The sequence below is a fragment of the Pseudoduganella sp. GW821-FHT05F09 genome, assembly GCF_059419605.1.
In genome coordinates this window covers 1-25,989 of the sequence record NZ_JBWKSD010000012.1, presented here as the reverse complement: position 1 = coordinate 25,989, position 25,989 = coordinate 1, and the positions used below count along the sequence as shown (strand labels likewise).

Here is a 25,989-nt window from a genome sequence, read left to right as displayed (position 1 = left end):
GCTGCATGGATACTAACGACCACGTACTGATCGTCGATGACGACCGAGGCATCCGCGAACTGCTGGCGGCCTACCTTGAAAAGAACGGCATGCGCGTTTCGCTGGCCGCCAACGGACGCCAGATGCGCGCCGTGCTGGAACAGGGCGAGCCGGACCTGATTGTGCTGGACCTGATGCTGCCCGGCGAGGACGGCCTGCTGCTGTGCCGCGAGCTGCGCGCCGGCAAGCACCGCACGGTGCCGGTGCTGATGCTGACCGCGCTGGCCGAGGAGGCCGACCGCATCGTCGGCCTGGAGATGGGCGCCGACGACTACCTGGCCAAGCCCTTCGCCTCGCGCGAGCTGCTGGCACGCATCCGCGCCGTGCTGCGCCGCGCGCGCATGCTGCCCAAGAATATGCAGGTGACCGAAGCGGCCCACATGCTGGGCTTCGGCGACTGGAAGCTGGACACGGTGGCGCGCCACCTGCTGGACGCCGACGGCACGATGGTCGCGCTCAGCGGCGCCGAGTACCGGCTGCTGCGCGTCTTCCTGGACCACCCGCAGCGGGTGCTCACGCGCGACCAGCTGCTGAACCTGACCCAGGGCCGCCAGGCCGACGCCTTCGACCGCTCCATCGACCTGCTGGTGAGCCGCTTGCGCCAGACGCTGAAGGACGTGGCGCGCGAGCCGCGCTATATCAAGACGCTGCGCAGCGAAGGCTATGTGTTCTCGTCCGCCGTGACGGTGCTGGAAGGGCGCGACTGATGGCTGCCGGCCCGCTGCGCTGGCCGCGCTCGCTGTTCGCGCGCCTGGCGCTGATCCTGTTCATCGGCCTGGCGGCGGCCAACGCCACCTCCTTCTGGCTCACCATGACGGAGCGCAACCAGGCCACCATGAATGTGATGATGGGCTATATCGAGCGCGAAGTGGCCAGTTCGGTGGCCCTGCTGGACCGCCTGCCCGCCGCCGAGCGGCCCGCCTGGCTGCCCCGGCTGGCCCGCCGCAGCTACCACTTCATGCTGGAGCCCGGCGTGGCCGGCGTGGCGCCGGACGCCACGCTGTCGGCCCGGGTGGCGGCCTCGATCGCCGACGGCATCGGCACCAGCTATGAACTGACGGCCAACGCCGTGCCCGGCGAGCGCGAACGGCTGCAAGTGCATCTGCGCCTGAGCGACGGCGCGCCGCTGACCATAGACATCACCCCCATGCACGGCATCCCCCTGTCGCGCTGGCTGCCCTTGCTGCTGGCGCTGCAGCTGGCGCTGCTGGCGGCCTGCTGCTGGTACGCGGTGCGCCAGGCCACGCGGCCGCTGCACCAGCTGGCCCAGGCGGCCGACGCGCTGGGACCGGACCTGAAGGCCGGGCGCCTGGCCGAAGACGGCCCGTCCGAGGTGGCGCGCGCGGCGCGCGCCTTCAACGCCATGCAGGACCGCATCGCCGGCTATATGACCGAGCGCCTGCAGATCCTGGCCGCCATCTCGCACGACCTGCAGACCCCGATCACGCGCATGCGCCTGCGGGTGGACATGATGGACGACGACACGCCGCAGCACGCCAAGCTGCAGCAGGACCTGCAGGAGATGGAAACCCTGGTCAAGGAAGGCGTGGCCTATGCGCGCACGCTGCACGGCGCGGCCGAAACGCCGCTGCGCATCGATCCGGACGCCCTGCTCGACAGCATGCTGGCCGACTACCGCGACGGCGGCCACGAGGTCAGCCTGCAAGGCAAGGCCGGCGGCGCGCTGATGGCGCGCCCGCAGGCGCTGCGCCGCGTGCTGGGCAACCTGACCGACAACGCCCTCAAGTTCGGCGGCGCGGCCGAGATCGTGGTGGCGGCGCAGCCCGGTGCGCTAACGGTGTCCGTGCTCGACCGCGGCCCCGGCATTCCGGAAGAATCGCTGGAAGCGGTGTTCGAGCCCTTTGTGCGGCTGGAAACCTCGCGCAACCGGGGCACGGGCGGCACCGGCCTGGGCCTGGCGATCGCGCGCCAGTTGGCCCAAGCCATGGACGCCACGCTGACCCTACATCCCCGCCCCGGCGGCGGCCTGGAAGCGCGGCTGGTGCTGAGAACACCCTGAAGCTGCCGCCTGCCTCCCGGGGGGGCAAACCCAAGTCAGGCGGTTTTCGTCCTGGAACGCAGTAAGAGGCAATACCCGAATGTCGCCGCTATCCCCGCCGCGACGACGGCGCATCCCGCCCAGACCGCCACCTGGATGGGAGCAAACGCCCACAATCCGGCATAGGCCAGCCCGCTCAGCACCGTGGACCAGCCGCCAAGCCGGACCACGCGGCGCGCCACCGCGCTGGGGACAAAGGCTTTGGGCATACGGTTGCCATACCAGGCCATCATCAGTCCGTTGCTGCCGATGACCAGCCTGGTCACCGTATCGGCGTCGATATAGCCCAGCTTGCGGGCGGCGGTGGCGACTAGCGCAAGGGCCCGCATGCACCAGGTCCGCCTCCTTCAGCACGGCAAAATGCGCCGACATCGTCGGCTTGGAGACGTTGAACTGATCACTGAGTTCGCGCATGCTTCAGACGTAAAAAAGCCCCGCAACTGCAATGAGTTACGGGGCCTTATCTGCAACTTGCTCCGGGATGCGGCTTAGAACGGAATGTCGTCGTCCATATCCGAGAAGTTCGGCGCCGGGCGCGGGGCCGGACGCGGAGCTGGCGCAGGAGCCGGCGCAGGACGCGGAGCCGGGGCCTGGCGCGGGGCCGGGGCTTCGTAGCCGCCGCCGTCGTCCATGCCGCCGCCGTCACCCATGCCTTGACGGCCGCCCAGCATTTGCATCTGCTCGGCGATGATGTCGGTTGCGTATTTCTCCACGCCGTCCTTGTCGGTGTACTTGCGGGTCTGCAGGCGGCCTTCCACGTAGACCGAGGAACCCTTTTTCAGGTACTGGCCGACGATTTCAGCCAGGCGGCCGAAGAAGGAAATGCGGTGCCACTCGGTTTGCTCTTTTTGCTCGCCAGTGTTGCGGTCCTTCGACTTGTACGAGGTCGCAACAGCAATGTTGGCGATCGCATCACCGCTGGGCATGTAGCGAATTTCCGGATCGCGGCCCAGATTGCCGACGATGATGACTTTGTTAACTGATGCCATGTATAACTCCTGTTGAACTGCGGCCGCACGTAGCGGGCTGACGTTGACCTAAACGACGATTATAAGCCAAGGCAGGGCCCGACCCGCGCCCATTTTTTCGGAATACTGGTATTATATACAGTATAAATGTCCAGCGGCCTTGATCTGCCTCAAACAGCGCAAGGCGGCGCGGACTAAACCCGGCTATAGTACCGGGTTCACCCCGTTTGCCCCCTGCAGTTAGCTACCTTTATCCAAGGCCAATGACAATGGAACAGATCCGCATTCGCGGCGCACGTACGCACAACCTCAAGAACATCAACCTCGATCTGCCGCGCAACAAGCTGATCGTGATTACCGGCCTGTCCGGTTCCGGCAAGTCCTCGCTGGCATTCGACACGCTGTACGCCGAGGGCCAGCGCCGCTACGTGGAATCGCTGTCGGCCTATGCGCGCCAGTTCCTGCAGTTGATGGAAAAACCGGACGTGGACCTGATCGAGGGCCTGTCGCCGGCCATCTCCATCGAGCAGAAGGCCACCTCGCACAATCCGCGCTCCACGGTGGGCACCGTGACCGAGATCCACGACTACCTGCGTTTGCTGTATGCCCGCGTGGGCACGCCCTACTGCATCAACCACCCCACCAACGCGCTGGCCGCGCAGACCGTGTCGCAAATGGTGGACGCGGTGCTGGCCATGCCCGAGGGCACCAAGCTGATGATTCTGGCGCCGGTGGTGGCCAACCGCAAGGGCGAGCATGTGGACCTGTTCGAGCAGATGCAGGCCCAGGGCTTCGTGAGGTTCCGCGTGCAAAGCGGTACGCATGACGCAAAAATCTACGAAGTGGACGACCTGCCCAAGCTGAAGAAGACCGAGAAACACACCATCGACGTGGTGATCGACCGCGTGAAGGTGAATCCGGAAATCAAGCAGCGCCTGGCCGAGAGCTTCGAGACCGCGCTGCGCCTGGCCGACGGCCGCGCCGTGGCCTATGAGATGGATACCGCGCAGGAGCATGTGTACTCCAACAAATTCGCCTGCAACGAATGCGGCTACTCGCTGCAGGAACTGGAACCGCGCCTGTTCTCGTTCAACAACCCGATGGGCGCCTGCCCCGAGTGCGATGGCCTGGGCCATATCGAGTTCTTCGACCCCAAGCGCATCGTGGCCTTCCCCAACCTGTCGCTGGCCTCCGGCGCCGTGAAGGGCTGGGACCGCCGCAACCAGTTCTATTTCCAGATGCTGACCGCGCTGGCGGCCTACTACGAATTCGACCTCGACACGCCGTTCGAGCAGCTGCCGAAAAACGCGCAGGAAGCCGTGCTGCACGGCTCGGGCAAGCAGACCATCCCCTTCGCCTACATCAATGAGCGCGGCCGCACCGTGGTCAAGGAGCACACCTTCGAGGGCGTGGTGAACAACCTGTCGCGCCGCTACCGCGAAACCGATTCGATGGCGGTGAAAGAGGAGCTGGCCAAGTTCATCAACGAGAAGGAATGCCCGGCCTGCGCCGGCGCGCGCCTGCGCACGGAAGCGCGCTATGTGAAGGTGGGCAACGGCAAGCAGCAGCGCGCCATCTTCGAGCTGTCGCGCAAGCCGCTGCGCGATTCGCTGGCCTATTTTGAAGCGCTGGAACTGACCGGCGCCAAGCGCGAGATCGCCGACCGCGTGGTGAAGGAAATCATCTCGCGCCTGAAGTTCCTGAACAATGTGGGCCTGGACTACCTGTCGCTGGACCGCAGCGCCGATACCCTGTCCGGCGGCGAGGCGCAGCGCATCCGCCTGGCTTCGCAGATCGGTTCCGGCCTGACGGGCGTGATGTATGTGCTGGACGAGCCGTCCATCGGCCTGCACCAGCGCGACAATGACCGCCTGATCGAAACCCTGAAGCACCTGCGCGACATCGGCAACAGCGTGCTGGTGGTGGAGCACGACGAGGACGCGATCCGCACCGCCGACTATATCGTCGACATGGGCAAGGGCGCGGGCGTGCACGGCGGCGACGTGATCGCCTCCGGCTCGCTGAAGGACATCCTGAAGAACAAGGAATCGCTGACGGCGCAGTACCTGAGCGGCGCCAAGAAGATCGATGTGCCCAAGAAGCGCCACCCGTTCGACGAGGAGCGCCAGCTGGTGATCACCGGCGCCACCGGCAACAATCTGCAGAACGTCACGCTGCAGCTGCCGGTCGGCCTGATGACCTGCATTACCGGCGTGTCCGGCTCGGGCAAGTCCTCGCTGATCAACGACACGCTCTACCCTGCCCTGTCGCGCCACCTGTACGGTTCGCAGACCGAACCTTCGCCGCACGACACCATCAGCGGCCTGGAACACTTCGACAAGGTGATCGCCGTGGACCAGGCGCCCATCGGCCGCACGCCGCGCTCGAACCCGGCCACCTACACCGGCCTGTTCACGCCCATCCGCGACCTGTTCGCCACCGTGCCCACCTCCAAGGAGCGCGGCTACAGCGCGGGCCGTTTCTCCTTCAACGTGAAGGGCGGCCGCTGCGAAGCCTGCCAGGGCGACGGCGTGATCAAGGTGGAGATGCACTTCCTGCCGGACGTGTATGTGCCGTGCGACGTCTGCCACGGCAAGCGCTACAACCGCGAAACGCTGGAAGTGCATTACAAGGGCAAGAACATCACCGAAGTGCTGGACATGACGGTGGAGGACGCGCACGAATTCTTCAAGCCGGTGCCTGTCATCGCGCGCAAGCTGCACACGCTGCTGGACGTGGGCCTGGGCTATATCAAGCTGGGGCAAAGCGCCACCACGCTGTCGGGCGGCGAGGCGCAGCGCGTCAAGCTGTCGCTGGAGCTGTCCAAGCGAGACACCGGCCGCACGCTGTACATCCTGGACGAGCCGACCACCGGCCTGCACTTCCACGATATCGACCTGCTGCTCAAGGTGATCCACCGCCTGCGCGACCAGGGCAACACGCTGGCCATCATCGAACACAACCTGGACGTCATCAAGACGGCGGACTGGATTGTGGACCTGGGGCCGGAAGGCGGCGCGGGCGGCGGCCAGATTATCGCCGCCGGTTCGCCGGAAGACGTGGCGGCCAATCCGGCCAGCGTGACGGGTAAATACCTGATCCCGCTGCTCAAGCCGGCCAAGAAGAAGTAAAGCGCCATGGACAGGGACGCGGACCGGCTGGGCCGCATGATCGCCATCGTGCGGCAACTGCTGCCGCACGATGGCCGCGTCGAAACGGCGGTGCCCTTCCTGTCGCTGCTGCGCTCCTCGCAGCCCACGCCCATTACGCGCGGCGTGCTGAAACCTTCATGCTGCGTGATCCTGCAAGGGAACAAGCGCGTGCACCTGGCCGGCGACGTGCTGGACTACGGGCCGGGCCAGTACCTGGCCGTGTCGGTCGACATGCCGGCTTCCGGCCACGTGGTCAACGCCACGCCGGAGCTGCCCTACCTGTTGTTGAATATTGAATTCGACCCGGCGGAAATCGCCGCCGTGGTGCTGGAGGCGCGCATCGATCTGCATGACGGCGCGCAGCCGGTGCGCGGCGCCTTCGTCGGTGAAACCGATGCGGCGCTGCAGGAGGCCTTGTGCCAGCTGGTGCGCCTGCTGGATGCGCCGCCGCAGGAGGCGGCTTTTCTGGCCGTGGGCCTGAAGCGGGAAATCATCTACCGCATGCTGACCGGCGCGCATGGGCGCCAGCTTTATCAGAACGTGGTGCTGGACCAGCAGGACCGTGGCATCAGCAAGGCCATTGCGTGGCTCAAGGAGCGCTACAACCAGCCGGTGCTGGTGGAGGAACTGGCGCAGGCCACCAATATGAGCGTGTCCAGCCTGCACCACCGCTTCAAGGCCGTCACCACCATGGGCCCGATGCAGTACCAGAAGCAGCTGCGCCTGCAGCAGGCGCGCGCCTTGCTGCTCAATGGGGATACAGACGCCGCCACGGCGGCTTACCAGGTGGGCTACGAGAGCCAGTCCCAGTTCAGCCGCGAGTACCGGCGCCTGTTCGGGGCGCCGCCGATGCAGGATGTGAAGAGGCTGCGCTCGGCGGTGTGATGGCGGTTTAGCCGGCGACGCGGGTGGCGCCCTTCTTCTCTGTCTCCACCCATTCCTTGATGTGCGACTCCAGCACGTCCATCGGCAGGGCGCCTGCGCCCAGCACCTGGTCGTGGAACTTGCGGATGTCGAACTGGCTGCCCAGCTCTTTCTTCGCGTAGTCGCGCAGCGACAGGATTTTCAGCTGGCCGATCTTGTAGCCCAGCGCCTGGCCCGGCCACACGATGTAGCGGTCGGTCTCGCTCTGCACGTCCACTTCCTCGATGCCGGAATGGTCGTGGAAGAAGTCCACCACCTGCTGGCGGTTCCACTTCTTGTAGTGCAGGCCGGTGTCCACCACCAGGCGGATGGCGCGCAGCATTTCGTCCTGCAGGTGGCCGTAGTAGCTGTACGGGTCCTTGAAGAAGCCCAGCTCTTCGCCCAGGCGTTCCGAGTACAGCGCCCAGCCTTCGGCGTAGGCGGTGTAGTTGCCCTGCTGGCGGAAGCTCGGCAGCGCTTCGATTTCCTGCGCGATGGCGATCTGCATGTGGTGGCCCGGCACGCCTTCGTGCAGCGCCGTGGTTTCAATGCTGATGGTGGAGCGCTTGGCGAAGTCGCCGGTGTTGACCATCACGCGGCCGGCGCGCTTGCCGTCCGGCGAACCCTGCATATAGGAAGCGGCAGCTTCGCCCTTCTCGCGGAACTGCTCCACCTGGCGGATTTCGACTTTACCCTTGGGCAGGATGCCGAACTGCTGCGGCAGCTGGGTGTACATCTGGTCCGTGTACTTCTGGTACAGGTCCACGATGTCCTGGCGCGATTTCGGATGCAGCTTGGGATTCGCGGCCAGCGCCTTGTTGAAGGCCTTCAGGTCCTGGAAGCCCTGCTTCTGCGCCACGCCCAGCATCTGCGCTTCAATGCGCGCCACCTCGGCCAGGCCCAGCTGATGGATCTCCTCCGGCTGCATGGCGGTGGTGGTGGAGGACTTGGCCTTGAAGCTGTAGCGCGCGGCGCCGTCCGGCAGCGACCACATGCCCACGTCCCTGCGGCCATGCGGCAGATACTGGGTCTTCACGTAGCCGGCCAGCTTTTTGTACGACGGCGCCACGTCCTTCTGGATCGCGACCAGGATCTCCTTGCTCAGGCGGGCCTTGTCGGCGCTGGAGAACTCTTTCGGGAATTTTTTCAGCGGCTCGGCAAACGGCGAAGCGGCGGCCTTCATCGCGGCCACGTCCTCGCACTGCTTGACGATTTTCGGGATCAGGAATTTGGGCGGCATCAGGCCGTCGCGCACGCCGTTCTCCATCTGCACGCGGGTGTCGTCAAACAGCTTGGGCAGCGCGTGCAGGCGCTTGATGTAGTCCTCGTAGTCCTTCACGGTTTCAAACGGCAGCGCGGAGACGATTTGCGGCAGGTCGATATGGATGCCGGAGTTCTGCGCCAGCGGCATTTCCCAGTCCTTGAAGCGCGCGGCTTCGGCACTCTCCCGCAACTGACGCAGCATCAACTCATGATTCAGCTTCTCCTGCAGCGGAAAACCCGAGCTGTCGACCGCTTCGAAGCGCTTCAGGAATTCCAGCGTGGCCTTGGCGTCGGCGTCGATGCCCGCTTGCGAAAAATCGGACCACTTGTCGTTGTAGCGCTTGTCGCCCAGCAGCGAGGCCCACTCGGGGCTGTTGCGCATGCTGTACTCCCACTGCTCCTTGATCAGGCTGTTCAAGGCGGCGCGGCGGGCTTCCAGGTCCGGGGCCGGGGTCTGCGCGTGCGCGGCGCCCAGCATCAGGGAAAACAGCAGCGCGCTGGCGGCGCCGATGCGAGTCATTTTTGTCATGGTGGTTTAACGATAAAGATAGTTGAGCATGCACTGTATGCGAACGCGGCGCGCGGCGGGGCGCGATTCCGACGAAACGTAAAAAACCGGGCTTGAATTGCAAGCTGGCCGGACAAGCAGGATCAGGCAAACATGGAGCAGGAACCGATCTGTCGCGGCGGCGCCGCGCTTTTTAGAATGGCTGCACCTTATTCCAGGAGCGAACAGCATGCGCATCATCGACCAGATCTACATCAACGGCCAGTTCTCCACGCCGCAGGGCGCCGAAATGGCGGACCTGATCAACCCCACCACCGGCCAGCTCGCAGGGCAGGTCCGCCTTGGCAACGTGGAGGACACGCGGCGCGCGATTGCCGCCGCCAAAGCGGCATTCCCCGCCTTCTCCCGCAGCACCATCGCGCAGCGCGGCATGTATTTGCAGCGCCTGCACGACGCGGTACTGGCGCGCGCCGGCGAAGCGGCCGCCGCGCTGATGGAGGAATACGGCGGCACCTACGCCGGCAGCATTGCACGCTCGCAGTACACGGCGAAGATGTTCCTGGACGTGAAGAAGGTGATGGAGGAACACGCCTTCGTTAAAACCGTGGGCAAATCCAAAGTGGTGCTGGAGCCGGTGGGCGTGGTGGGCGTCATCACGCCGTGGAATTCCAGCGCCTGGTTCGTGGCCAACAAGCTCGCCACCGCGATCGCGGCCGGCTGCACGCTGGTGATCAAGCCCAGTGAACTGAGCGCGCTGCAAACGCAGATACTGGCCGAGTGCCTGCACGAGGCGGGCCTGCCGCCGGGCGTGTTCAACATCGTCAACGGGCGCGGCGACGTGGTGGGCGCGGAGATCAGCGCGCATCCGGACATCAGCAAGATTTCCTTCACCGGCTCCACGGCGGTGGGCAAGGCCATTGCGCGCACGGCGGTCGACACCATGAAGCGCGTGACGCTGGAACTGGGCGGCAAGAGCGCCAACCTGCTGCTGGACGACGCGGACTTCGAGAAGGCGGTGCCGATGGCGATCCAGGCCTGCTATATGAACAACGGCCAAGCCTGCATTGCGGGTTCGCGCCTGCTGGTGCCTGCGCACCGGCTGGAACAGGTGAAGCAGCTGGCCAAGGCGGCGGCCGAGGCGGTGGTGGTGGGCGATCCGCGCGATCCGTCCGTCACGCTGGGTCCCATGGTCACGCGCAAGCAGTTCGAGCGCGTGCAGCACTACATCCGCACCGGCATCGCCGAGGGCGCCGAACTGCTGACGGGCGGACTGGGGCAGCCGGCGGGCCTGGAGCAAGGCTGGTTTGTCCAGCCCACCGTGTTCGCCAATGTGACGCCGGACATGACCATCGCCCGCGAGGAGATCTTCGGACCGGTGCTGTCCATCCTCAGCTACGACACCGAGGAGCAAGCGGTGGCGATGGCCAACGACACGCCATACGGCCTGCAGGCCTATGTCAGCTCGACCGACCTGGCGCGGGCCGGCCGCGTGGCCTCCCAGCTGGTGGCCGGCCGCGTCCACATCAACGGCATCCATGACGACCTGATCGCGCCCTTCGGCGGCTTCAAGCAATCCGGCATAGGGCGCGAGTTCGGGCCGTATGGGCTGGACAGCTACCTGGAGCCGAAAGCCATCTTGGGCGAAGCGGCGCAATACGCCTGAGCGCCCTGCGCTTCAGGCGCCCGCCACGCGCGGCGCAGTGCGGTGGCCCAGGCTGGACACTATCCTGGGTTTGCGCGCCCAATAGCTCCAGGACACGCCGCCGCCGGCCAGCCACGCTTCCAGCTGGCCGAAGCGGTCGAAGCCCCAAAACGGCTCCTTGTCCGCGATCACGAAGGGCGAACCGAACACGCCGCGCGCCATGGCGTCCGAGGTTTCCTGCTTCAGCAGCTCCTTCACCTCGCGCGAGCGGATGGCCGCCAGCACGGCCTCCGCCGGTATGCCCAGGCCGGCGGCGATACCGCCCAGCACCTCGTCGTCCGCCAGGTCCACGCGGTCGGCGAAATAGGCGTGCATGCAGCGCTTGGCATAGCGCACTGCCTGTTCTTCACCGTACTGCTGCCGTATCCACAGCATGGCGCGCGGCGCGCCGAGCAGCAATTGCGGGAAGGTGGCGGGCTGGCGGTAGGCGATGCCGTGCTGGCGCGCCGTGCGGTCTATATCGTGCAGCACATAGTGGCCCTTGATGGGCACCATGGGCAAAGGCATGCCGCCGGTTTCCTGGAACACCGCCGCCATCATGATGGGGTGCCAGCGCACCGCGCGCCGGTGGCGCGCCGCCAGTTCATCGATACAGGTGGCGGCGAAGTAGCCGTAGGGCGAGGCGAAGTCGAAATAGAAGTCGATAGCGTCCATGGCGGCGCTCCGTTCAGATGGCGCCGAAATCGTCGTTGCGGTCCGGCAGCGCGCGCAGCGTCTGCGCCAGGCCGGGACTGAGCAGCAGGGCGCAGGCCAGCGCCAGCAGGAAAAGTGCCTTGGTCATGATAATCTCCCTCGTCATTTTCGCACAGGTGTGCGAAATAAGTTTCAAAAAAATGCCGCGCGCGGCGGCGGCCAACACTGCCCTAGCCCTGGTAGCTAAAGCTCTTGTACGTCGAAATCAGCCGGCTGAAGGCGATCTGCATGCGCTGGACCGAGGTGGGGTCGCGCATGAAGCGCGCGTCGTGCAGCAGGCCCACGATCAGACAGTAAATCTCGAACACCAGCTGCTGCGGATCGGTATCGGGACGCAGCTGGCCCAGTTCCACCGCCTGCAGCACCGTCTTGCGCAGCGACGCGCGCCAGCGTTCCACGCCCTGCTGCAAACGCTCGCGCAACGGGCTGTCGCCCAGGTCGTCGTATTCGAAGGCGCCCGCCGTGTACAGGCAGCCGGTGCGCGGACCCAGCGTGCAGGAGCGCTGCAGCCACCGGTTCACCTGCGCCATCAGGCGCGGCAGGCCTTGCGGCAATTGCAGCGAGGGCAGGAACACATCGGCCGCGAAACGGCGGTCGTACTCGTCCAGCACCGCGCCTTGCAGCGCTTCCAGCGAACCGACGCGGGAAAATACGCCGCTCTTGCTCAGGTCCAGCCGCTTGGCGATCTCGCCCAGCGACAGCTTGCCGATGCCGTCGGCCAACGCCATGTCCAGCGCGGTCTCGATGATGGCGGCGTAAGTGGCTTCGCTTTTTGCGGTCAGGGTATCCATGCGCTCACTTTAGCACACCTGTGCGAAATGTCCATCAAAAAAAATGGCGCGTCCGGAGACGCGCCATTTCATGGGAAGCTGCCTGCTTAGTTGGCCAGGCGCTGCTCGATTTCAGCCTTGGTGGCCACCAGCTCTTGCGGCAGGTGGTAGGCCAGCTTCTCGAACAGCTCGGCGTGCAGCTTCAGTTCTTCGTTCCAGGCCGCCTTGTCGATGGAGGTGATCTGCTGGAACTGCTCCGGCGTGAAGTCCAGGCCGTCCCAGTTCAGGTCCTTGAACTCTGGGGTGACGCCGAACACGTTCTCCACGCCGCCGGCCGCGCCTTCGATACGCTCCAGCATCCACTTCAGCACGCGCATATTGTCGCCGAAGCCGGGCCAGACGAACTTGCCTTCCGCGTCGGTGCGGAACCAGTTCACGCAGTAGATCTTGGGCGCGTTGGCGGCGCCGATCTTCTGGCCCAGGTTCAGCCAGTGCTGGAAGTAGTCGCTCATGTTGTAGCCGATGAAAGGCAGCATGGCGAACGGATCGCGGCGCACCACGCCCATCTGGCCGGCTGCGGCGGCGGTGGTTTCGGAACCCATGGTGGCGGCCATGTACACGCCCTCCACCCAGTTGCGCGCCTCGGTCACCAGCGGCACGGTGGTCGAACGGCGGCCGCCGAAGATGAAGGCCGAGATCGGCACGCCGGCCGGGTCGTCCCAGGCCGAATCGATGACCGGATTCTGGGTCGCGGCCACGGTGAAGCGCGCGTTCGGATGGGCGGCCTTGGTGCCGGACGCCGGGGTCCAGTCCTTGCCCTGCCAGTCGATCAGGTGCGCGGGCGCTTCCTTGGTCAGGCCTTCCCACCACACGTCGCCTTCGTCGGTCAGTGCGACGTTGGTGAAGATGGTGTTCTCGCCCAGGCAGGCCATGCAGTTCGAGTTGGTCTTGGTGTTGGTGCCGGGGGCCACGCCGAAGTAGCCCGCTTCCGGGTTGATGGCGTACAGGCGGCCGTCCGCGCCCGGCTTGATCCAGGCGATGTCGTCGCCGATGGTGGTCACTTTCCAGCCGTTGAAGCTCTTCGGCGGGATCAGCATGGCGAAGTTGGTCTTGCCGCAGGCCGACGGGAAGGCGGCCGCCACGTAGTGCTTCTTGCCTTCCGGCGATTCCACGCCCAGGATCAGCATGTGCTCGGCCAGCCAGCCGGCGCCCTGGCCGGACTGCGCTTCCTGGAAGCCCATGTTGGAGGCGATGCGCAGCGCGAAGCATTTTTTGCCCAACAGCGCGTTGCCGCCGTAACCGGAGCCGTAGGACCAGATTTCGCGCGTTTCAGGGAAATGCACGATGTATTTGGTGGCGTTGCACGGCCAGGCCACGTCCTGCTGGCCGGCGGCCAGCGGCGCGCCCACGGTGTGGATGGCGGGCACGAAGTCGCCGTCGGCGCCCAGCACGTCGTACACGGCTTTGCCCATGCGCGTCATGATGCGCATGTTGACGGCCACGTAAGGCGAATCGGACAGCTCGACGCCGATGTGGGCGATCGGCGAACCGAGCGGGCCCATCGAGAACGGCACCACGTACAGGGTGCGGCCGGCCATGCAGCCGTCGAACAGGCCGTTCAGGGTGGTGCGCATTTCAGCGGGCGCCATCCAGTTGTTGGTCGGGCCGGCTTCCTCTTTGGTTTTCGAGCAGATGAAGGTGCGGTCCTCCACGCGGGCCACGTCGGTCGGGTCCGAGCAGGCCAGGTAGGAATTCGGACGCAGGTCCTGGTTCAGCTTTTTCATCGTGCCGGCCGCCACCATCTCGGCGCACAGGCGGTCGTACTCTTCCTGCGAGCCGTCGCACCAGTAGATGCGGGCCGGACGGGTCAGCGCGGCCACTTCCGCCACCCAGTCGATGAGTTTCTGGTGTTTGATGTAAGCTGGTACGTTCAGTGCTGCAACGCCAGTCATAACGGGCTGATTCATGTTACCTCCAATGCCAATAAAGAATTCTTGTCTTGTCCCGGCACGGCAGATCGTCGTCAGCTTATGGCTTGCGCTCGGAAAGGCATTCTTTAATGCTTCGGCGGTACGGCGGTCATGTCGGTGCACCCGTTGGCCGGGCGCGCAGCATCTATCATGTAACAGTGCTGATGGAACGTATTGCGGAAACCCACTGTCGGGCTTCAAAGTGCTGGGGATTGTACACCCGGGCCCCCGCCGTTTCGTCAAAATTGTAGGAAAATTGGTTGAGTAAAGTAGTAAGCTATTTCCGGATTTAGCAAAGCCGTTATTTCGCTACGAAACCCTGTCAAAATTACTTGGTACCTTATGAAGATAGCAATCTTGGACGACTACCAGGACGCCACCCGCAGCCTGGATTGCTTCCGCCTGCTGGACGGGCATGAAGTCAAAATATTCAACAATTCCAGCCGCGGCACGGGCCAGCTGGCGGCCCGGCTGGCGCCGTTCGACGCGGTGGTGCTGATACGCGAGCGCACCGAATTCACGCGGGCGCTGCTGGCCAGGCTGCCCAATCTGAAGCTGATTTCGCAGACCGGCAAGGTCAGCGGCCACATCGACGTGGCGGCCGCCACCGAGCTGGGCATTGCCATTGCCGAGGGCGTGGGCTCGCCCACCGCCCCGGCCGAGCTGACCTGGGCGCTGATCATGGCGGCGCAGCGCAAGCTCGTGCCCTACGCGGCCAATCTGCGCGCCGGACTGTGGCAGACGGTGTCCAATTTGCCGCAATACAACACGGTCGGCACGGTGCTCAAGGGCCGCACCTTGGGGATCTGGAGCTACGGCAAGATCGGCAAGCTGATCGCGGGCTACGGCAAGGCCTTCGGCATGCAGGTGATGGTGTGGGGCGGCCAGGCCAGCCGCGACGCGGCGGTGGCGGACGGCTACACGGCGGCGGCCTCGCGCGAGCAGTTCTTCGCCGAGGCGGACGTGCTCAGCCTGCATTTGCGGCTGGCCGAGGCGACGCGCGGCGTGGTCACGGCGGCCGACCTGGCGCGCATGAAGCCGACGGCGCTGCTGGTCAACACCAGCCGGGCCGAGCTGATCGCCGAGGGCGCGCTGGAAGCGGCGCTGCAGCTGGGCGCGCCCGGCGCGGCCGCGCTCGACGTGTTCACCAGCGAGCCGCTGGCGCCGGACAGCCCGCTGCTGCGCATGCCCAACGTGCTGGCCACGCCCCACCTGGGCTATGTGGAAAAGGACAGCTACGAGCTGTACTTCCAGCACGCCTTCCAAAACCTGGTGGACTTCACCCAAGGCGCCTGCAAGACCATCCTCAACCCCGGCTACGCCGCCCACCACCGCCCGCCAAGCCAAGCGAGCTGAGCCGCATTCGGGGTCAGACCCCGAATGCGGCTCAGCTCGCCGCGCGGGGAACGGCTGGCGGGGCTCAGGTTTCGGGGATGCCGGTGAAGTTGGGGCGCGGCGTAGGCGCGGCGTGGACTTTGCTCCACAGCCCGGCCCAGCCGGGCGGCCAGGCGAGGTCGGGGCCGCTGTACGGCGGCAGCGTGGCGCGCACCGGGATCACCGGCACCGGCGGCATGTCCGTCAGCGGGCCGCCGTCCGGACGCGCCATGTCCAGGCTGTACATATAGCCCGGCAGCAACTGCTCGCAGACCTGCTCGAACCAGGCCGTGTGGTCCTCGTCCCGGCCCAGCGCCTGCGCCAGGCCCTGCGGGTCAAAACGCGCCAGCGCGTCGATCAGTTCGCCCGTCCCGGCGCCCGGCATGTCGCCCCAGCCCATCACCGGATTGACGTTGTAGTCGGCCCCCGAGCCATACCAGCCTTCGCGCCAGGAGCGCTGCATCCAGTCGCGCTGGCCGGTGAACAGATGCCAGCGCCAGTGCAGCCCGGACGGCTTGGGCCAGGCGTACAGATACAGCTTTTGATAGCCGGCCCGGTGCAGCTCGCGCACCATCGCCATCAGCCGCGCGTGCGGCATGCGGTCCGGCGGCGCGCGCCGGAACAGGATGGCTTCGCCGTCGGCGAACTGCACTTCGTCGGTCGACAGGTTCAGGTCCAGCGTGCGCGACTCGCTGCCGAAGCGCGCCGCAATCCAGCCGGTCAGCAAATTGACGGCCGTAATCACGCCATAGCCGCGATGGCGGTGGAAAATCACAGTACCGGGGGCGAGCGCTTTCATCGTAGGGGCCGGGCAAAAGAAACCAGTGTAGTAGCAGTATGCCGAAGTTTCCAGATGAGTGTGTCCATTCCTTCCGCGCGCGACACACGTTATCATGCGCTGCTTCGGCGTTTTTCCGCTTTTGACGCCCTCCCACTTTACTGGACTCCATCATGACCCTGCGCATCATCGCCACCGGCGGCACTTTCGACAAGCATTACAACGAACTGAACGGTACGCTGGCCTTCGCCGACAGCCATCTGCCGCAGGCCATCGCCCGCTCGCGCATGACGGTGGGCGCCACCCTGGAGCAGCTGCCCCTGCTCGACTCGCTCGACATGCAGGACGCCGACCGCGCGCGCGTGCTGGCGTCCTGCCGCGCCGCCGCCGAAAAGGCCATCGTCATCGTGCACGGCACCGACACCATGAAGGAAACCGCCGCCGTGCTCGGCGCCGCCGCCTTGAACCAGACCATCGTGCTGACCGGCGCCATGATCCCCTACGAAATCGCCAACTCGGACGCGCTGTTCAACCTGGGCTTTGCCTGCGGCGTGGCGCAGACCCTGCCGGCCGGCGTCTACGTGGCCATGAACGGCCGCATCTTCAGCTGGGACAATGTGCAGAAGAACCGTGCCGCCGGCGTATTCCAGCCGCTGTAAAATACTTAATAATCCACCAAGGAGTCGCAATGTCTGACTGGTCCGCCGGCTACGTAGCCGACATCGGCTATACCTATGGCCTGTACCCCGAACTGAATCCGCTGCGCATCAAGCTGGCCTTCCTGTACGCCGGGCTGGCCTGCCCCGAAGTGGGCACCGCCTGCGAACTGGGCTTCGGCCAGGGCGTGAGCGTCAATATGCACGCCGCCGCCTCGGTGACGGAATGGCACGGCACCGACTTCAACCCGTCGCAGGCGGCCTTCGCGCAGGAACTGGCCACCGCCTCGGACGCGCATGCGCAGCTGCACGACCAGGCCTTCGAGGAATTCTGCAGCCGCCCCGGCCTGCCCGATTTCGACTTCATCGGCCTGCACGGCATCTGGAGCTGGATTTCGGACGCCAACCGCGCCGTCATCGTCGACTTCGTGCGCCGCAAGCTCAAGCCGGGCGGCGTGCTCTACATCAGCTACAACACCCAGCCGGGCTGGGCCGCCATGGCGCCGGTGCGCGACCTGCTCACCGAACACAGCCAGGTGATGGGCGCGCCCGGCAAAGGCATCGTGCCGCGCATCGACGACTCGCTGGCCTTCGTCGAGCGGCTGTTCGCCACCAAGCCTTCCTTTGTTACGGCCAACCCGGGCGTCGGGGCCCGCATCGAGCGCCTCAAAGGCATGAACCGCAACTATCTGGCGCATGAATATTTCAACCGCGACTGGGTGCCGATGTCCTTCGCGGCCATGGCCGAGCACCTGGCCGACGCCAAGCTCAGCTTCGCCTGCTCCGCCAACTACCTGGACCATATCGACCAGGTCAATCTGACCGCCGAGCAGCAGGCGCTGGTGGCAGAGATCCCGGATGCGATGTTCCGCCAGACGGTGCGCGACTTCATGGTCAACCAGCAGTTCCGCAAGGACTACTGGGTGCGCGGACCGCGCCGCCTGGCGCCGGCGGCGCAGCAGGATCTGTTGCGCAAGCAAAAAGTCGTTCTGACGCTGCCCCGCAGCAGCGTCGAACTGAAGATGGCCGGCCCGCTGGGCGACGTCACCTTGCAGGAGGCGGTATACAAGCCGGTGCTGGACTTCCTGGCCGACCACCAGCACCGCAGCATCGCCGAGATCGAGGCGGCTTGCCGGCCGCAGGGCCTGGCGCCGGAGCAAATCATTCAGGCCGTGTTCCTGCTGGCCGGCGCCGGCAGCCTGGCCGCGGTCCAGGACGACCACGCCATCGCCGGCGCCCGGCCGCAGACCGAGCGCCTGAACCGCCACCTGTGCCAGCTCGCCCAGACCGGCACCGAGGTGAACTACCTGGCCTCGCCGGTGACCGGCAGCGGCATGCAGCTGGACCGCTTCAACCAGCTGTTCCTGCTGGCGCAGATGCAAGGCAAGCATCCTGCCGAGTGGGCGGCATTCGTGATCGCCATCCTCAACAGCCAGGGCCAGCGCATCCAGAAAGACGGGGCGGTGATGGACAGCGAAGCGCAGGCGGCCGAATTGCAGCGCCTGGCCGGCATTTTTTCCGAGCAAGTCCTGCCCATCCTGAAGGCGCTGGGCATCGCCAGCTAGGCAATAAAAAAAACCCGCTCAAGAGAGCGGGTTTTTCGGTGCGGCGGGGTATCAGGCTTTCGCTTCGCCGCCCAGGGCTTCGACCACGTCGGCCATCATCTTGCTCAGCTCGCCGGTCATCAGCATGAAGTCGCCGTCGAAGCGCTCGTCGTCGTTGCGGGTGCTCGATTCGGTTTCCTTCAGCACGTCCAGCGGCTTGATGCCTTTCAGCGCCAGCGACTCGGTCAGGGTGAAGGAGATCTTGCTTTCCCAGGTCATGGCCAGGCGGGTGCACTGCTTGCCGGCGGCGATGTGGCGGCGCACTTCGTCCGCTTCCAGCGTGTGGCGCACATAGCGCACGGCGGCCTTGCTCTCGCCGGTGGCGCGCAGCTCGGTGTCCATGTCGACCGTGAAGCCGGACGGGGAATCGTCGGCCTGCAGCCATTCGGTCATCACGCCGACCGGCGAGCGCTGCACGCGCAGGCTTTCCAGCGGCATGCGGTCGACCGCCTTCAGCAGCAGCTTGATCACTTCGTCGGCCTTGGCCGGGCTGGCGGCGTCCACCACCAGCCAGCCGTTGACCGGGTCGATCCAGGTCCACACATTGCCGCGGATCGAGAAGGCGCGCGGCAGCAGCTCGTCGGCCACGCGTTCCTTCAGCTCCTTCATGGCTTTCTTGCCGGGAGCGAAACCTTGCGCTTCTTCCATCTCGGCCGCGCGGGCCTTGGCCACCTGGTTGATGACGGTGGCCGGCAGCAGCTTCTTCTCGGTGCCCAGCAGGATCAGCATCTGGTTGTTCACCACGTGCACCAGGCCGCCGTTCGGGCGCGGCTTGTCCCAGCCCTGGCGCAGCAATTCATTGCTGCTGGCCGGCGAAAAAGCGTTGGTGCTCAGCGCTGCTTCGAGTTGTTCAGGAGTAAATGCCCAGGGCGCGGGCAGACGGTAGATTTGCAGATTCTTGAACCACATATTTGAGTTTGCCTTTGTTCAACTAAATTCTGGGGGAACGACATTTTACACGCGCGCGTTACAGGTCCGCGAAAAGTTCGCCCTGCCTGGGCCGGGGTGTTGCGGATAGGTCCAGTCCGGGGTCGTCCAGGCTGGACAGCGCGCTGATTTTCACGCCCAGCAGGCGCAGGCGCTGGTCCAGCGGCACCCGCCGCAGGCATTCGCCGGCGGCGCGCCGGATGGCGGCCGCGTCCGCCGTGGGCACGGGCAGGGTCACGTCGCGCGTGGCCCGGCTGAAATCCGAGTAGCGCAGCTTGATGCCCACCGTGCGGCCCACATAGCGCTTGCGCGCCAGGTCCTCGCCCAGGCGCTGGCACAGCCGGGTGAAGATGTCGGACAGCGCCTCGCGGTCGTGTTTGGCGTGCAGGTCGCGCTCGAAGGTGGTTTCGCGGCTGATGGACTTCGGTTCGTGGCTGGTGACCACGGCGCGCTCGTCCTGCCCGTGCGCGACGCGCTTGAGCCAGCTGGCGTAGTTCAGGCCGAAGTGCTCCTGCAGCAGCGCCTCGTCGGCGGCGGCCAGCTGGCCCACGGTGGCGATGCCGAGCGCGGCCAGCTTGGCGTCCGCCTTGGGGCCGATGCCGTTCACCTTGCGCACCGCCAGCGGCCAGACCCGGCTGGGGATGTCTTGGTGCGACACGATGGTCACGCCGTCCGGCTTGTCCAGTTCGGAGCAGATCTTGGCCAGCAGCTTGTTGGGCGCCACGCCGATCGAGCAGGACAGCCCGGTGGCGTCGCGCACCGCCTGCTTGATGCGCAGCGCCAGCGCGCGCGTCTCCTCCGGATGCTCGCTCAGGTCGATATAGATTTCGTCTATGCCCCGGTCCTCGATATGGGGAGCGATCTCGGCCACGGCGGCCTTGAACAGGCGCGACAGGCGGCGGTAGGAATCGAAATCGGTCGGCAGCAGCACCGCGTCCGGCGCCAGCGCGGCCGCCTTCATGGTGCCCATGGCGGAAAACACGCCCAGCGCGCGCGCCTCGTAGGTGGAGGTGGTGACCACGCCCCGGCCCACATAGTCGCGCAGGCGCGAAAACTGGCGCGTGCCGTCCGGCAGCAGCACCGGCTGGTGGCGCGCGCCGCCGCCTATCACCACCGCCTGCCCGCGCAGTTCCGGATAGCGCAGCAGCTCCACGGACGCGTAGAAGGCGTCCATGTCGAGGTGGGCAATGCGGCGCGTTTCGGCCATGGCGGAACGGGACAGATATAGCGATACTGTAATTATATACAGTATTCAACATCATTGCCACGGCGGCCGGCTTCGTGTTCTCATGGGGCTCTCTTGCCAACTTGCCAAAAAGGGCTGGACCATATGAAACGTACCCTGCTGTTGTTGACCCTGGCGCTGCTGCCCTTCCTTGCCCACGCCGCCGATACCGCCGCTGCGGCGGACCAGCAGGCGATAGAACGGGCGGTGCTGGACTATATCGAATCGCAGCACAAGGCGGACCCGGCGCTGATGGCGCGCGGCCTGGACGAGCAGCTCGCCAAGCGCACCTACTGGCAGGCGGCGGACGGGACGGAATTCGTCATGCAGACGGACTACGCCACCATGCTGAAAGTGGCCCGGACCTTCAACAAGGACGGCAATAAATTCCCGCAGCCGCCGCGCGTGGAAATCAAGATCCTGGACATCGACAAGCGGGTCGCCACCGTGAAGCTGACCGCCGACGAGTGGATAGACTATATGCACCTGTACAAGAACCAGCGCAGCGAATGGAAGATCATCAACGTGCTGTGGCAGTACCACGATGAAAAGCGGCAGACCAGCCGCAAATAGTCAGGCCACGGGCGGGCGCCGTCCGCAGGCCAGCACCAGCACGCCGCCCGCCGCCACGCTGGCCGCCACCAGGTAGATGCCGATGGCGGGGCTGCCGGTGGCGTCCTTCACCGCCCCCACCAGGTAGGGGCTGGCGAAGCCGGCCAGGTTGCCCACCGAGTTGATCAGCGCGATGCCGGCCGCCGCCGCCGCGCCGCCCAGCATGCCGGTGGGCAGGCTCCAGAAAATGGGGAAGGTGCTCAGGATGCCGGCCGTGGCCAGGCTCAGCGCCAGCATGGCCGGCAGGGTGTCGTGGCCGTACCAGGTGCACAGCGCCAGGCCCGCCGCGCCCAGGAAGGCGGCGATGGCGGCGTGCCAGCGCCGTTCGCCGCTGCGGTCCGAATGGCGCGCGGCCAGCACCATGGCCACCGCCGCCACGCCGTAGGGTATGACGGTGAGCAGGCCGATCTGGAACACGTCCTGCACGCCGGTGTTGCGCACCAGCTGCGGCAGCCAGAAGCTCACGCCGTACAAGCCCATCACAAACAAAAAGTACACCAGCGCCAGCAGCCACACCGCGCCGCTGGCGAACAGCCGGCCCAGCGGCAGGTGCTGCCGCCCGCCGCCGTCGGCCGCGATGGCGGCTTCCAGGTATCGCTTCTCGTCTGCGCTGAGCCAGCGCGCGCTGCGGATGCCGTCGTCCAGGTAGAACAGCGTCCACACGCCCAGCAGCACCGAAGGCAGGCCTTCGAGCAGGAACAGCCACTGCCAGCCTTTCAGGCCGAGTTCGCCGTCCAGGGCGCGCATGATCCAGCCCGACAGCGGCCCGCCCACCACGCCCGCCACCGCCACCCCGCTCATGAACAGCGCCACGATGCGCGCGCGGCGGCCGGCCGGATACCAGTAGGTCAGGTAGAGGATGATGCCGGGGAAGAAGCCGGCCTCGGCCACGCCCAGCAGGAAGCGCAGCGCGTAGAAGCTGGCCGGCGTGGTGGCGAACATCAGCGCGGCCGAGATCAGGCCCCAGCTGGCCATGATGCGGGCGATCCACAGGCGCGCGCCCACCTTCGCCATCAGCAGGTTGGACGGCACCTCGAACAGGAAATAGCCGATGAAGAAGATGCCGGCGCCCAGGCCGTACACGGTATCCGAATAGCGCAGGTCGGCCTGCATGCCCAGCTTGGCGAAGCCGACGTTGACGCGGTCCAGGTAGGCGGCCACGTAGCACAGGAACAGGAAGGGCAGCAGGCGCAGGCTGACCTTGCCGTACAGGGTGTCGGGGTTGATTTTATCCATGAGCAATGATTGCACACGATTGCATGCCGCGCGCCATTTTCGCGATATTGCACCAAGTCAGCGTGGCGCTGTTGTGCCGGCTTCCGGTCTAGCATCGGCATGCCGGATGTCCGTCCGGCGCCAACCCCATCCGCTACGAGGCTTACCATGCAACTATCAAAAAGATTGCTGCTGCTACTGCTTTGCCCTGTGTTTTCCGCGCCCGCGCTGGCCGCCGCGCCGCACTACAAAATGACCCTGCTCGGCAGCGGCAACACCAGCACCACGCGCATCAACAACGACGGCCTGGTGGTGGGCGTGCTGCAGGACCCGGTTGACAATACGCTGCACAGCTATCTGTGGAAAAACGGCGTCTACACCATGCTCGACACGCCCATCAACCGCGTGGGCGCCATCAGCGCGGACGGCAAGATCGCCGGCGAAGTGATCGACTTCAGCCCCGAAAGCTATCTGGCGCGGCCGGCGGTGTACGCCAACGGCGCCACCACCATGGTGCCGGCGCCGATCGCGCCGCTGGACCGCTACAACTACCTGAGCGGCATCAACAACGCCGGCAAGGTGGCGGGCACCCAATACATCAACAGCGAAGGCTATGCCTACACCTCGGTCAACGGCGTCACCACGCTGCTGGGCGCGCTGGGCGGCACGCACAGCTACGTCGGCGGCATGAACGAGGCCGGCGTGGTGGCAGGCTCGGCGCAGCTTGCCAACGGCGACTTCCATCTGTTCCGCCACGACGGCAGCGGCATGGTGGACCTGGGCGCCCTCAGCGACGGCCGCTATATCGACGCCAACGACATCAACGAGGCCGGCGTGGTGGTCGGCTCGGACGAGGTGGGCGAGGGTTCGGACGCCCACTACCGCGCCGTCATTTTCCAGGACGGGATCCTGCAGCCCCTGGGCAGCTTCGCGCCCGGCCTGAACAGCTGGGCGATGGCGGTCAACAATGCCGGACAGGTAGTAGGCAACGGCAGCTTCAGCTTCCTGGTCAGCGACGGCGCCACCTACAACCTGAACAGCCTGCTGCCGGCCAATAGCGGCTTTTACGTCAGCGCGGTCTACGACATCAACGACAGCGGCCAGATCACCGGCACCGCCTGCGGCGCGGGCGCGGGCTGCTTCGGCATGCTGCTCAGCCCGGTCCCCGAGCCGGGCGCCGGGCTGATGCTGCTGGCCGGCCTGGGCCTGGTTTACCGCTTACGCGGGAGGGCTCGCTCCGTGTAGAATCATTGCACAAATAACCATAAAGGAGTGACCTTGAAACTGTCCCGCATCCTGCCGGCCTGCGCGCTTGCCGCAGTCCCGGCCTTTGCCGCCGATGTGGCGCCCGTGGCCGCCAAGACCCCATGGCAGGAAACGCGCCACGGCGAAGTCGTGACCGACGACTACCGCTGGCTGCAAAAAAAGGAAGACCCGGCCGTCATCGCCTACCTGAACGCCGAGAACAGCTACACCGAAGCGGCCACCGCCGCCAGCAAGCCGCTGGCGGACAAGCTGTACGCGGAAATCAAGGGCCGCATGCAGCCGGCCGACCTGTCGGTGCCCACCCGGCGCGGCAATTACTACTACTATTCGCGCATCGAGGCGGGCAAGCAGTACCAGCTCAACTGCCGCCGCCGCGCGGGCGCGGACCTGGCCTACGACGAGAAGGCGCCGGAGGAAATCCTGCTGGACCAGAACGAGCTGGCGCAGGACAAGAAGTACTTCGCCGTGGGCGCCATGGTGGTCAGCCCGGACGAGCGCCTGATGGCCTACACCACGGACGTGACCGGTTTCCGCCAGTACGAAATGCATGTGAAGGACCTGAAAACCGGCAAGCTGCTGCCGGCCACCATGCCGCGCACCACATCCATCGCCTGGGCCAGCGACAACCAGACCCTGTTCGTGACCCAGGAAGACGCCACCACCAAGCGCTCGGACCGCCTGTTCACGCTGGCGGTGGGCGGCGGCGCCCCGGTGCAGCGCTACCACGAGCCGGTGGAGCAGTTCGACATCCAGGTGAACCGCGACCGCGACGGCAAGCACCTGATGCTGTCCATGCGCAGCACCGACACCACCGAAGTGCGCCTGCTGGACGCGGCCAAGCCGAACGGTACTTTCCGCGCCGTGCTGCCGCGCGAGAAAGGCCACCGCTACAGCGTGAGCCACCGCAACGGCATGCTCTACATCCGCACCGACAAGGACGCGAAAAACTTCCGCATCGTGGTGGCCCCGCTGGCCGCGCCGCAGCAGAAGAACTGGGTCGAGCTGGTGCCGCACGACAAGGACGTGCTGATCAACTCGGCCGACGTGTTCCAGCAGCACCTGGTGGTGAACGAAAAGTCGCGCGCGCTGGCGCGCATCCGCCTGTACAGCTTCGCCAGCAAGAGCTGGAAAACGGTGCAGTTCGACGACGCCGTGTACGCCGCCACCAATGCCGGCACGCCGGAGTTCACCGCGCGCCAGTTCCGCATTTCCTACCAGTCCCCGATCACGCCGCCGCAAGTGCTGGACGTCGACATGGACAGCGGCAAGCGCACCCTGCTCAAGCAGCAGCAGATCGTGGGCGGCTTCGACTTCAGCCAGTACGAAAGCCGCCGCCTGTGGGCGCCGGCGCGCGACGGCGTGCAGGTGCCGCTGTGGATCGTCTACAAAAAAGGCACGCCGCTGGACGGCAAGGCGCCGCTGCTGCTGTACGGCTACGGCTCGTATGGCGTGCCGAACGACGCGGGCTTCTCGCTGGCTCGCCTGAGCCTGCTTGAACGCGGCGTGGTCTACGCCGGCGCGCAGATTCGCGGCGGCAACGACCTGGGCGAGGAGTGGCACAAGGACGGCATGTTGATGAAGAAGAAAAACACCTTCACCGACTTCATCGACAGCGCCGAATACCTGGTGCGCGAAAAATGGACCAGTCCGGAGCGCCTGGTGATCGACGGCCGCAGCGCCGGCGGCCTGCTGATGGGCGCGGTGCTGAATATGCGTCCCGACCTGTTCCGCGCGGCCCACGTGGGCGTGCCCTTTGTGGACGTGATGAACACCATGATGGACGCCAGCCTGCCGCTGACCACCGGCGAATACCTGGAATGGGGCGACCCGAACCAGAAGGCGGCCTACGACTACATGCGCAGCTACTCGCCCTACGACAATATCGAGCGCAAGGCCTACCCGTCCATGCTGGTGACCACCGGCCTGAACGACAGCCAGGTGATGTACTGGGAGCCGGCCAAATACGTGGCCAAGCTGCGCGCGCACAAGACCGGCGAGCAGCCGCTGCTGCTCAAGACCAATATGGGCGCCGGCCATGGCGGCGCCTCCGGACGCTTCAACGCCATCGGCGAAACGGCATTCTTGCAGGCCTGGATGCTGTCGCAATGGGGCATTTCAGAGTAAATGCGGAGCAGGCGCGGGGCGGGCCCATAAAAAAATCTTGCGCAATAAAAAAGAGGCGTCTATAATTCGGCCTCCTTCAGACGTACTGACAAACGTCGGAGTGTTCCAGATGGGCGCTTAGCTCAGTTGGTAGAGCGGAGCCCTTACAAGGCTTAGGTCGGGAGTTCGAGCCTCTCAGCGC

At 65.7% G+C, this 25,989-nt stretch carries 21 protein-coding genes; 11 read left to right on the top strand and 10 right to left on the bottom strand.

The window, feature by feature from the left end; all coding sequences use genetic code 11:
- Window positions 1-5 precede the first annotated feature (5 nt).
- Window positions 6-746, top strand: coding sequence for a response regulator (locus AC07S4_RS28455; RefSeq protein ID WP_161070457.1), 741 nt, complete (start codon window positions 6-8; stop codon window positions 744-746).
- The gene (locus tag AC07S4_RS28450) at window positions 746-2,059 is read left to right on the top strand and encodes an ATP-binding protein (RefSeq protein WP_494989800.1); all 1,314 of its coding nucleotides are present in this window, start codon (window positions 746-748) and stop codon (window positions 2,057-2,059) included. Before AC07S4_RS28455 ends, AC07S4_RS28450 begins: the two co-directional genes overlap by 1 nt.
- Window positions 2,060-2,094: 35 nt before the next feature.
- Here AC07S4_RS28450 and AC07S4_RS28445 read toward each other — a convergent pair whose 3' ends face one another.
- Both AC07S4_RS28445 and ssb read right to left on the bottom strand, forming a co-directional pair.
- Window positions 2,095-2,427: a hypothetical protein gene (locus AC07S4_RS28445; RefSeq protein ID WP_494989876.1), complete on the bottom strand. Its 333-nt coding sequence runs from the start codon at window positions 2,425-2,427 to the stop codon at window positions 2,095-2,097.
- A 159-nt stretch (window positions 2,428-2,586) separates the two neighbouring features.
- Window positions 2,587-3,087 carry a single-stranded DNA-binding protein gene (gene ssb, locus AC07S4_RS28440; protein WP_494989799.1) on the bottom strand — a complete coding sequence of 167 codons (501 nt, stop codon included), beginning with the start codon at window positions 3,085-3,087 and terminating at the stop codon, window positions 2,587-2,589.
- A gap of 248 nt (window positions 3,088-3,335) precedes the next feature.
- Between ssb and uvrA the strand changes: the two genes are divergently transcribed.
- Window positions 3,336-6,197, top strand: coding sequence for an excinuclease ABC subunit UvrA (gene uvrA / locus AC07S4_RS28435; protein WP_494989798.1), 2,862 nt, complete (start codon window positions 3,336-3,338; stop codon window positions 6,195-6,197).
- Window positions 6,198-6,203: 6 nt separating this feature from the next.
- Window positions 6,204-7,103, top strand: a complete 900-nt coding sequence (locus AC07S4_RS28430; RefSeq protein WP_494989797.1) for an AraC family transcriptional regulator — start codon at window positions 6,204-6,206, stop codon at window positions 7,101-7,103.
- 7 nt (window positions 7,104-7,110) lie between these two features.
- On the opposite strand, the gene AC07S4_RS28425 is transcribed toward AC07S4_RS28430, so the two are convergent.
- Window positions 7,111-8,913 carry a DUF885 domain-containing protein gene (locus AC07S4_RS28425; protein ID WP_494989796.1) on the bottom strand — a complete coding sequence of 601 codons (1,803 nt, stop codon included), beginning with the start codon at window positions 8,911-8,913 and terminating at the stop codon, window positions 7,111-7,113.
- A gap of 208 nt (window positions 8,914-9,121) precedes the next feature.
- Between AC07S4_RS28425 and AC07S4_RS28420 the strand changes: the two genes are divergently transcribed.
- Complete coding sequence (locus tag AC07S4_RS28420; RefSeq protein WP_494989795.1) at window positions 9,122-10,555, top strand: aldehyde dehydrogenase family protein; 1,434 nt, start codon at window positions 9,122-9,124, stop codon at window positions 10,553-10,555.
- A 12-nt stretch (window positions 10,556-10,567) separates the two neighbouring features.
- On the opposite strand, the gene AC07S4_RS28415 is transcribed toward AC07S4_RS28420, so the two are convergent.
- The 3 genes from AC07S4_RS28415 to AC07S4_RS28405 all read right to left on the bottom strand — a co-directional run bounded on the left by AC07S4_RS28415 (window position 10,568) and on the right by AC07S4_RS28405 (window position 14,024).
- Window positions 10,568-11,248, bottom strand: a complete 681-nt coding sequence (locus AC07S4_RS28415) for a 2-hydroxychromene-2-carboxylate isomerase (protein WP_494989794.1) — start codon at window positions 11,246-11,248, stop codon at window positions 10,568-10,570.
- Window positions 11,249-11,457: 209 nt separating this feature from the next.
- Window positions 11,458-12,078 (bottom strand): TetR/AcrR family transcriptional regulator, encoded by a 621-nt coding sequence (locus tag AC07S4_RS28410; protein ID WP_494989793.1) that lies wholly within the window; start codon window positions 12,076-12,078, stop codon window positions 11,458-11,460.
- 86 nt (window positions 12,079-12,164) lie between these two features.
- Window positions 12,165-14,024, bottom strand: coding sequence for a phosphoenolpyruvate carboxykinase (GTP) (locus AC07S4_RS28405; protein ID WP_494989792.1), 1,860 nt, complete (start codon window positions 14,022-14,024; stop codon window positions 12,165-12,167).
- Between the two features lie 345 nt (window positions 14,025-14,369).
- Here AC07S4_RS28405 and AC07S4_RS28400 point away from each other — a divergent pair, with 345 nt between their 5' ends.
- Complete coding sequence (locus AC07S4_RS28400) at window positions 14,370-15,383, top strand: D-2-hydroxyacid dehydrogenase family protein (RefSeq protein WP_494989791.1); 1,014 nt, start codon at window positions 14,370-14,372, stop codon at window positions 15,381-15,383.
- A gap of 64 nt (window positions 15,384-15,447) precedes the next feature.
- Here AC07S4_RS28400 and AC07S4_RS28395 read toward each other — a convergent pair whose 3' ends face one another.
- Entirely contained in the window at window positions 15,448-16,200 is a 753-nt protein-coding gene (locus AC07S4_RS28395) for an L-asparaginase (RefSeq protein ID WP_494989790.1), read from the bottom strand.
- Between the two features lie 152 nt (window positions 16,201-16,352).
- On the opposite strand from AC07S4_RS28395, the gene AC07S4_RS28390 reads away from it, so the two are divergent.
- Both AC07S4_RS28390 and AC07S4_RS28385 read left to right on the top strand, forming a co-directional pair.
- Entirely contained in the window at window positions 16,353-16,838 is a 486-nt protein-coding gene (locus AC07S4_RS28390) for an asparaginase domain-containing protein (protein ID WP_494989789.1), read from the top strand.
- A gap of 29 nt (window positions 16,839-16,867) precedes the next feature.
- The gene (locus AC07S4_RS28385) at window positions 16,868-18,400 is read left to right on the top strand and encodes a class I SAM-dependent methyltransferase (RefSeq protein WP_494989788.1); all 1,533 of its coding nucleotides are present in this window, start codon (window positions 16,868-16,870) and stop codon (window positions 18,398-18,400) included.
- 51 nt (window positions 18,401-18,451) lie between these two features.
- Here the strand turns inward: AC07S4_RS28385 and AC07S4_RS28380 are convergent, their stop codons facing one another.
- Both AC07S4_RS28380 and dinB read right to left on the bottom strand, forming a co-directional pair.
- Window positions 18,452-19,348, bottom strand: coding sequence for a recombination-associated protein RdgC (locus AC07S4_RS28380; RefSeq protein WP_161070441.1), 897 nt, complete (start codon window positions 19,346-19,348; stop codon window positions 18,452-18,454).
- 58 nt (window positions 19,349-19,406) lie between these two features.
- A complete protein-coding gene (gene dinB, locus AC07S4_RS28375; RefSeq protein WP_494989787.1) occupies window positions 19,407-20,573 on the bottom strand; it encodes a DNA polymerase IV in 1,167 nt (388 codons plus the stop codon).
- A gap of 123 nt (window positions 20,574-20,696) precedes the next feature.
- Between dinB and AC07S4_RS28370 the strand changes: the two genes are divergently transcribed.
- Window positions 20,697-21,164, top strand: coding sequence for a nuclear transport factor 2 family protein (locus AC07S4_RS28370; protein WP_494989786.1), 468 nt, complete (start codon window positions 20,697-20,699; stop codon window positions 21,162-21,164).
- Here the strand turns inward: AC07S4_RS28370 and AC07S4_RS28365 are convergent, their stop codons facing one another.
- Window positions 21,165-22,439: an MFS transporter gene (locus AC07S4_RS28365; protein WP_494989785.1), complete on the bottom strand. Its 1,275-nt coding sequence runs from the start codon at window positions 22,437-22,439 to the stop codon at window positions 21,165-21,167.
- Between the two features lie 147 nt (window positions 22,440-22,586).
- Between AC07S4_RS28365 and AC07S4_RS28360 the strand changes: the two genes are divergently transcribed.
- Both AC07S4_RS28360 and AC07S4_RS28355 read left to right on the top strand, forming a co-directional pair.
- Window positions 22,587-23,663, top strand: a complete 1,077-nt coding sequence (locus AC07S4_RS28360; RefSeq protein ID WP_494989784.1) for a hypothetical protein — start codon at window positions 22,587-22,589, stop codon at window positions 23,661-23,663.
- A 33-nt stretch (window positions 23,664-23,696) separates the two neighbouring features.
- Entirely contained in the window at window positions 23,697-25,808 is a 2,112-nt protein-coding gene (locus AC07S4_RS28355; RefSeq protein ID WP_494989783.1) for a S9 family peptidase, read from the top strand.
- The last annotated feature ends 181 nt before the right edge of the window (window positions 25,809-25,989 follow it).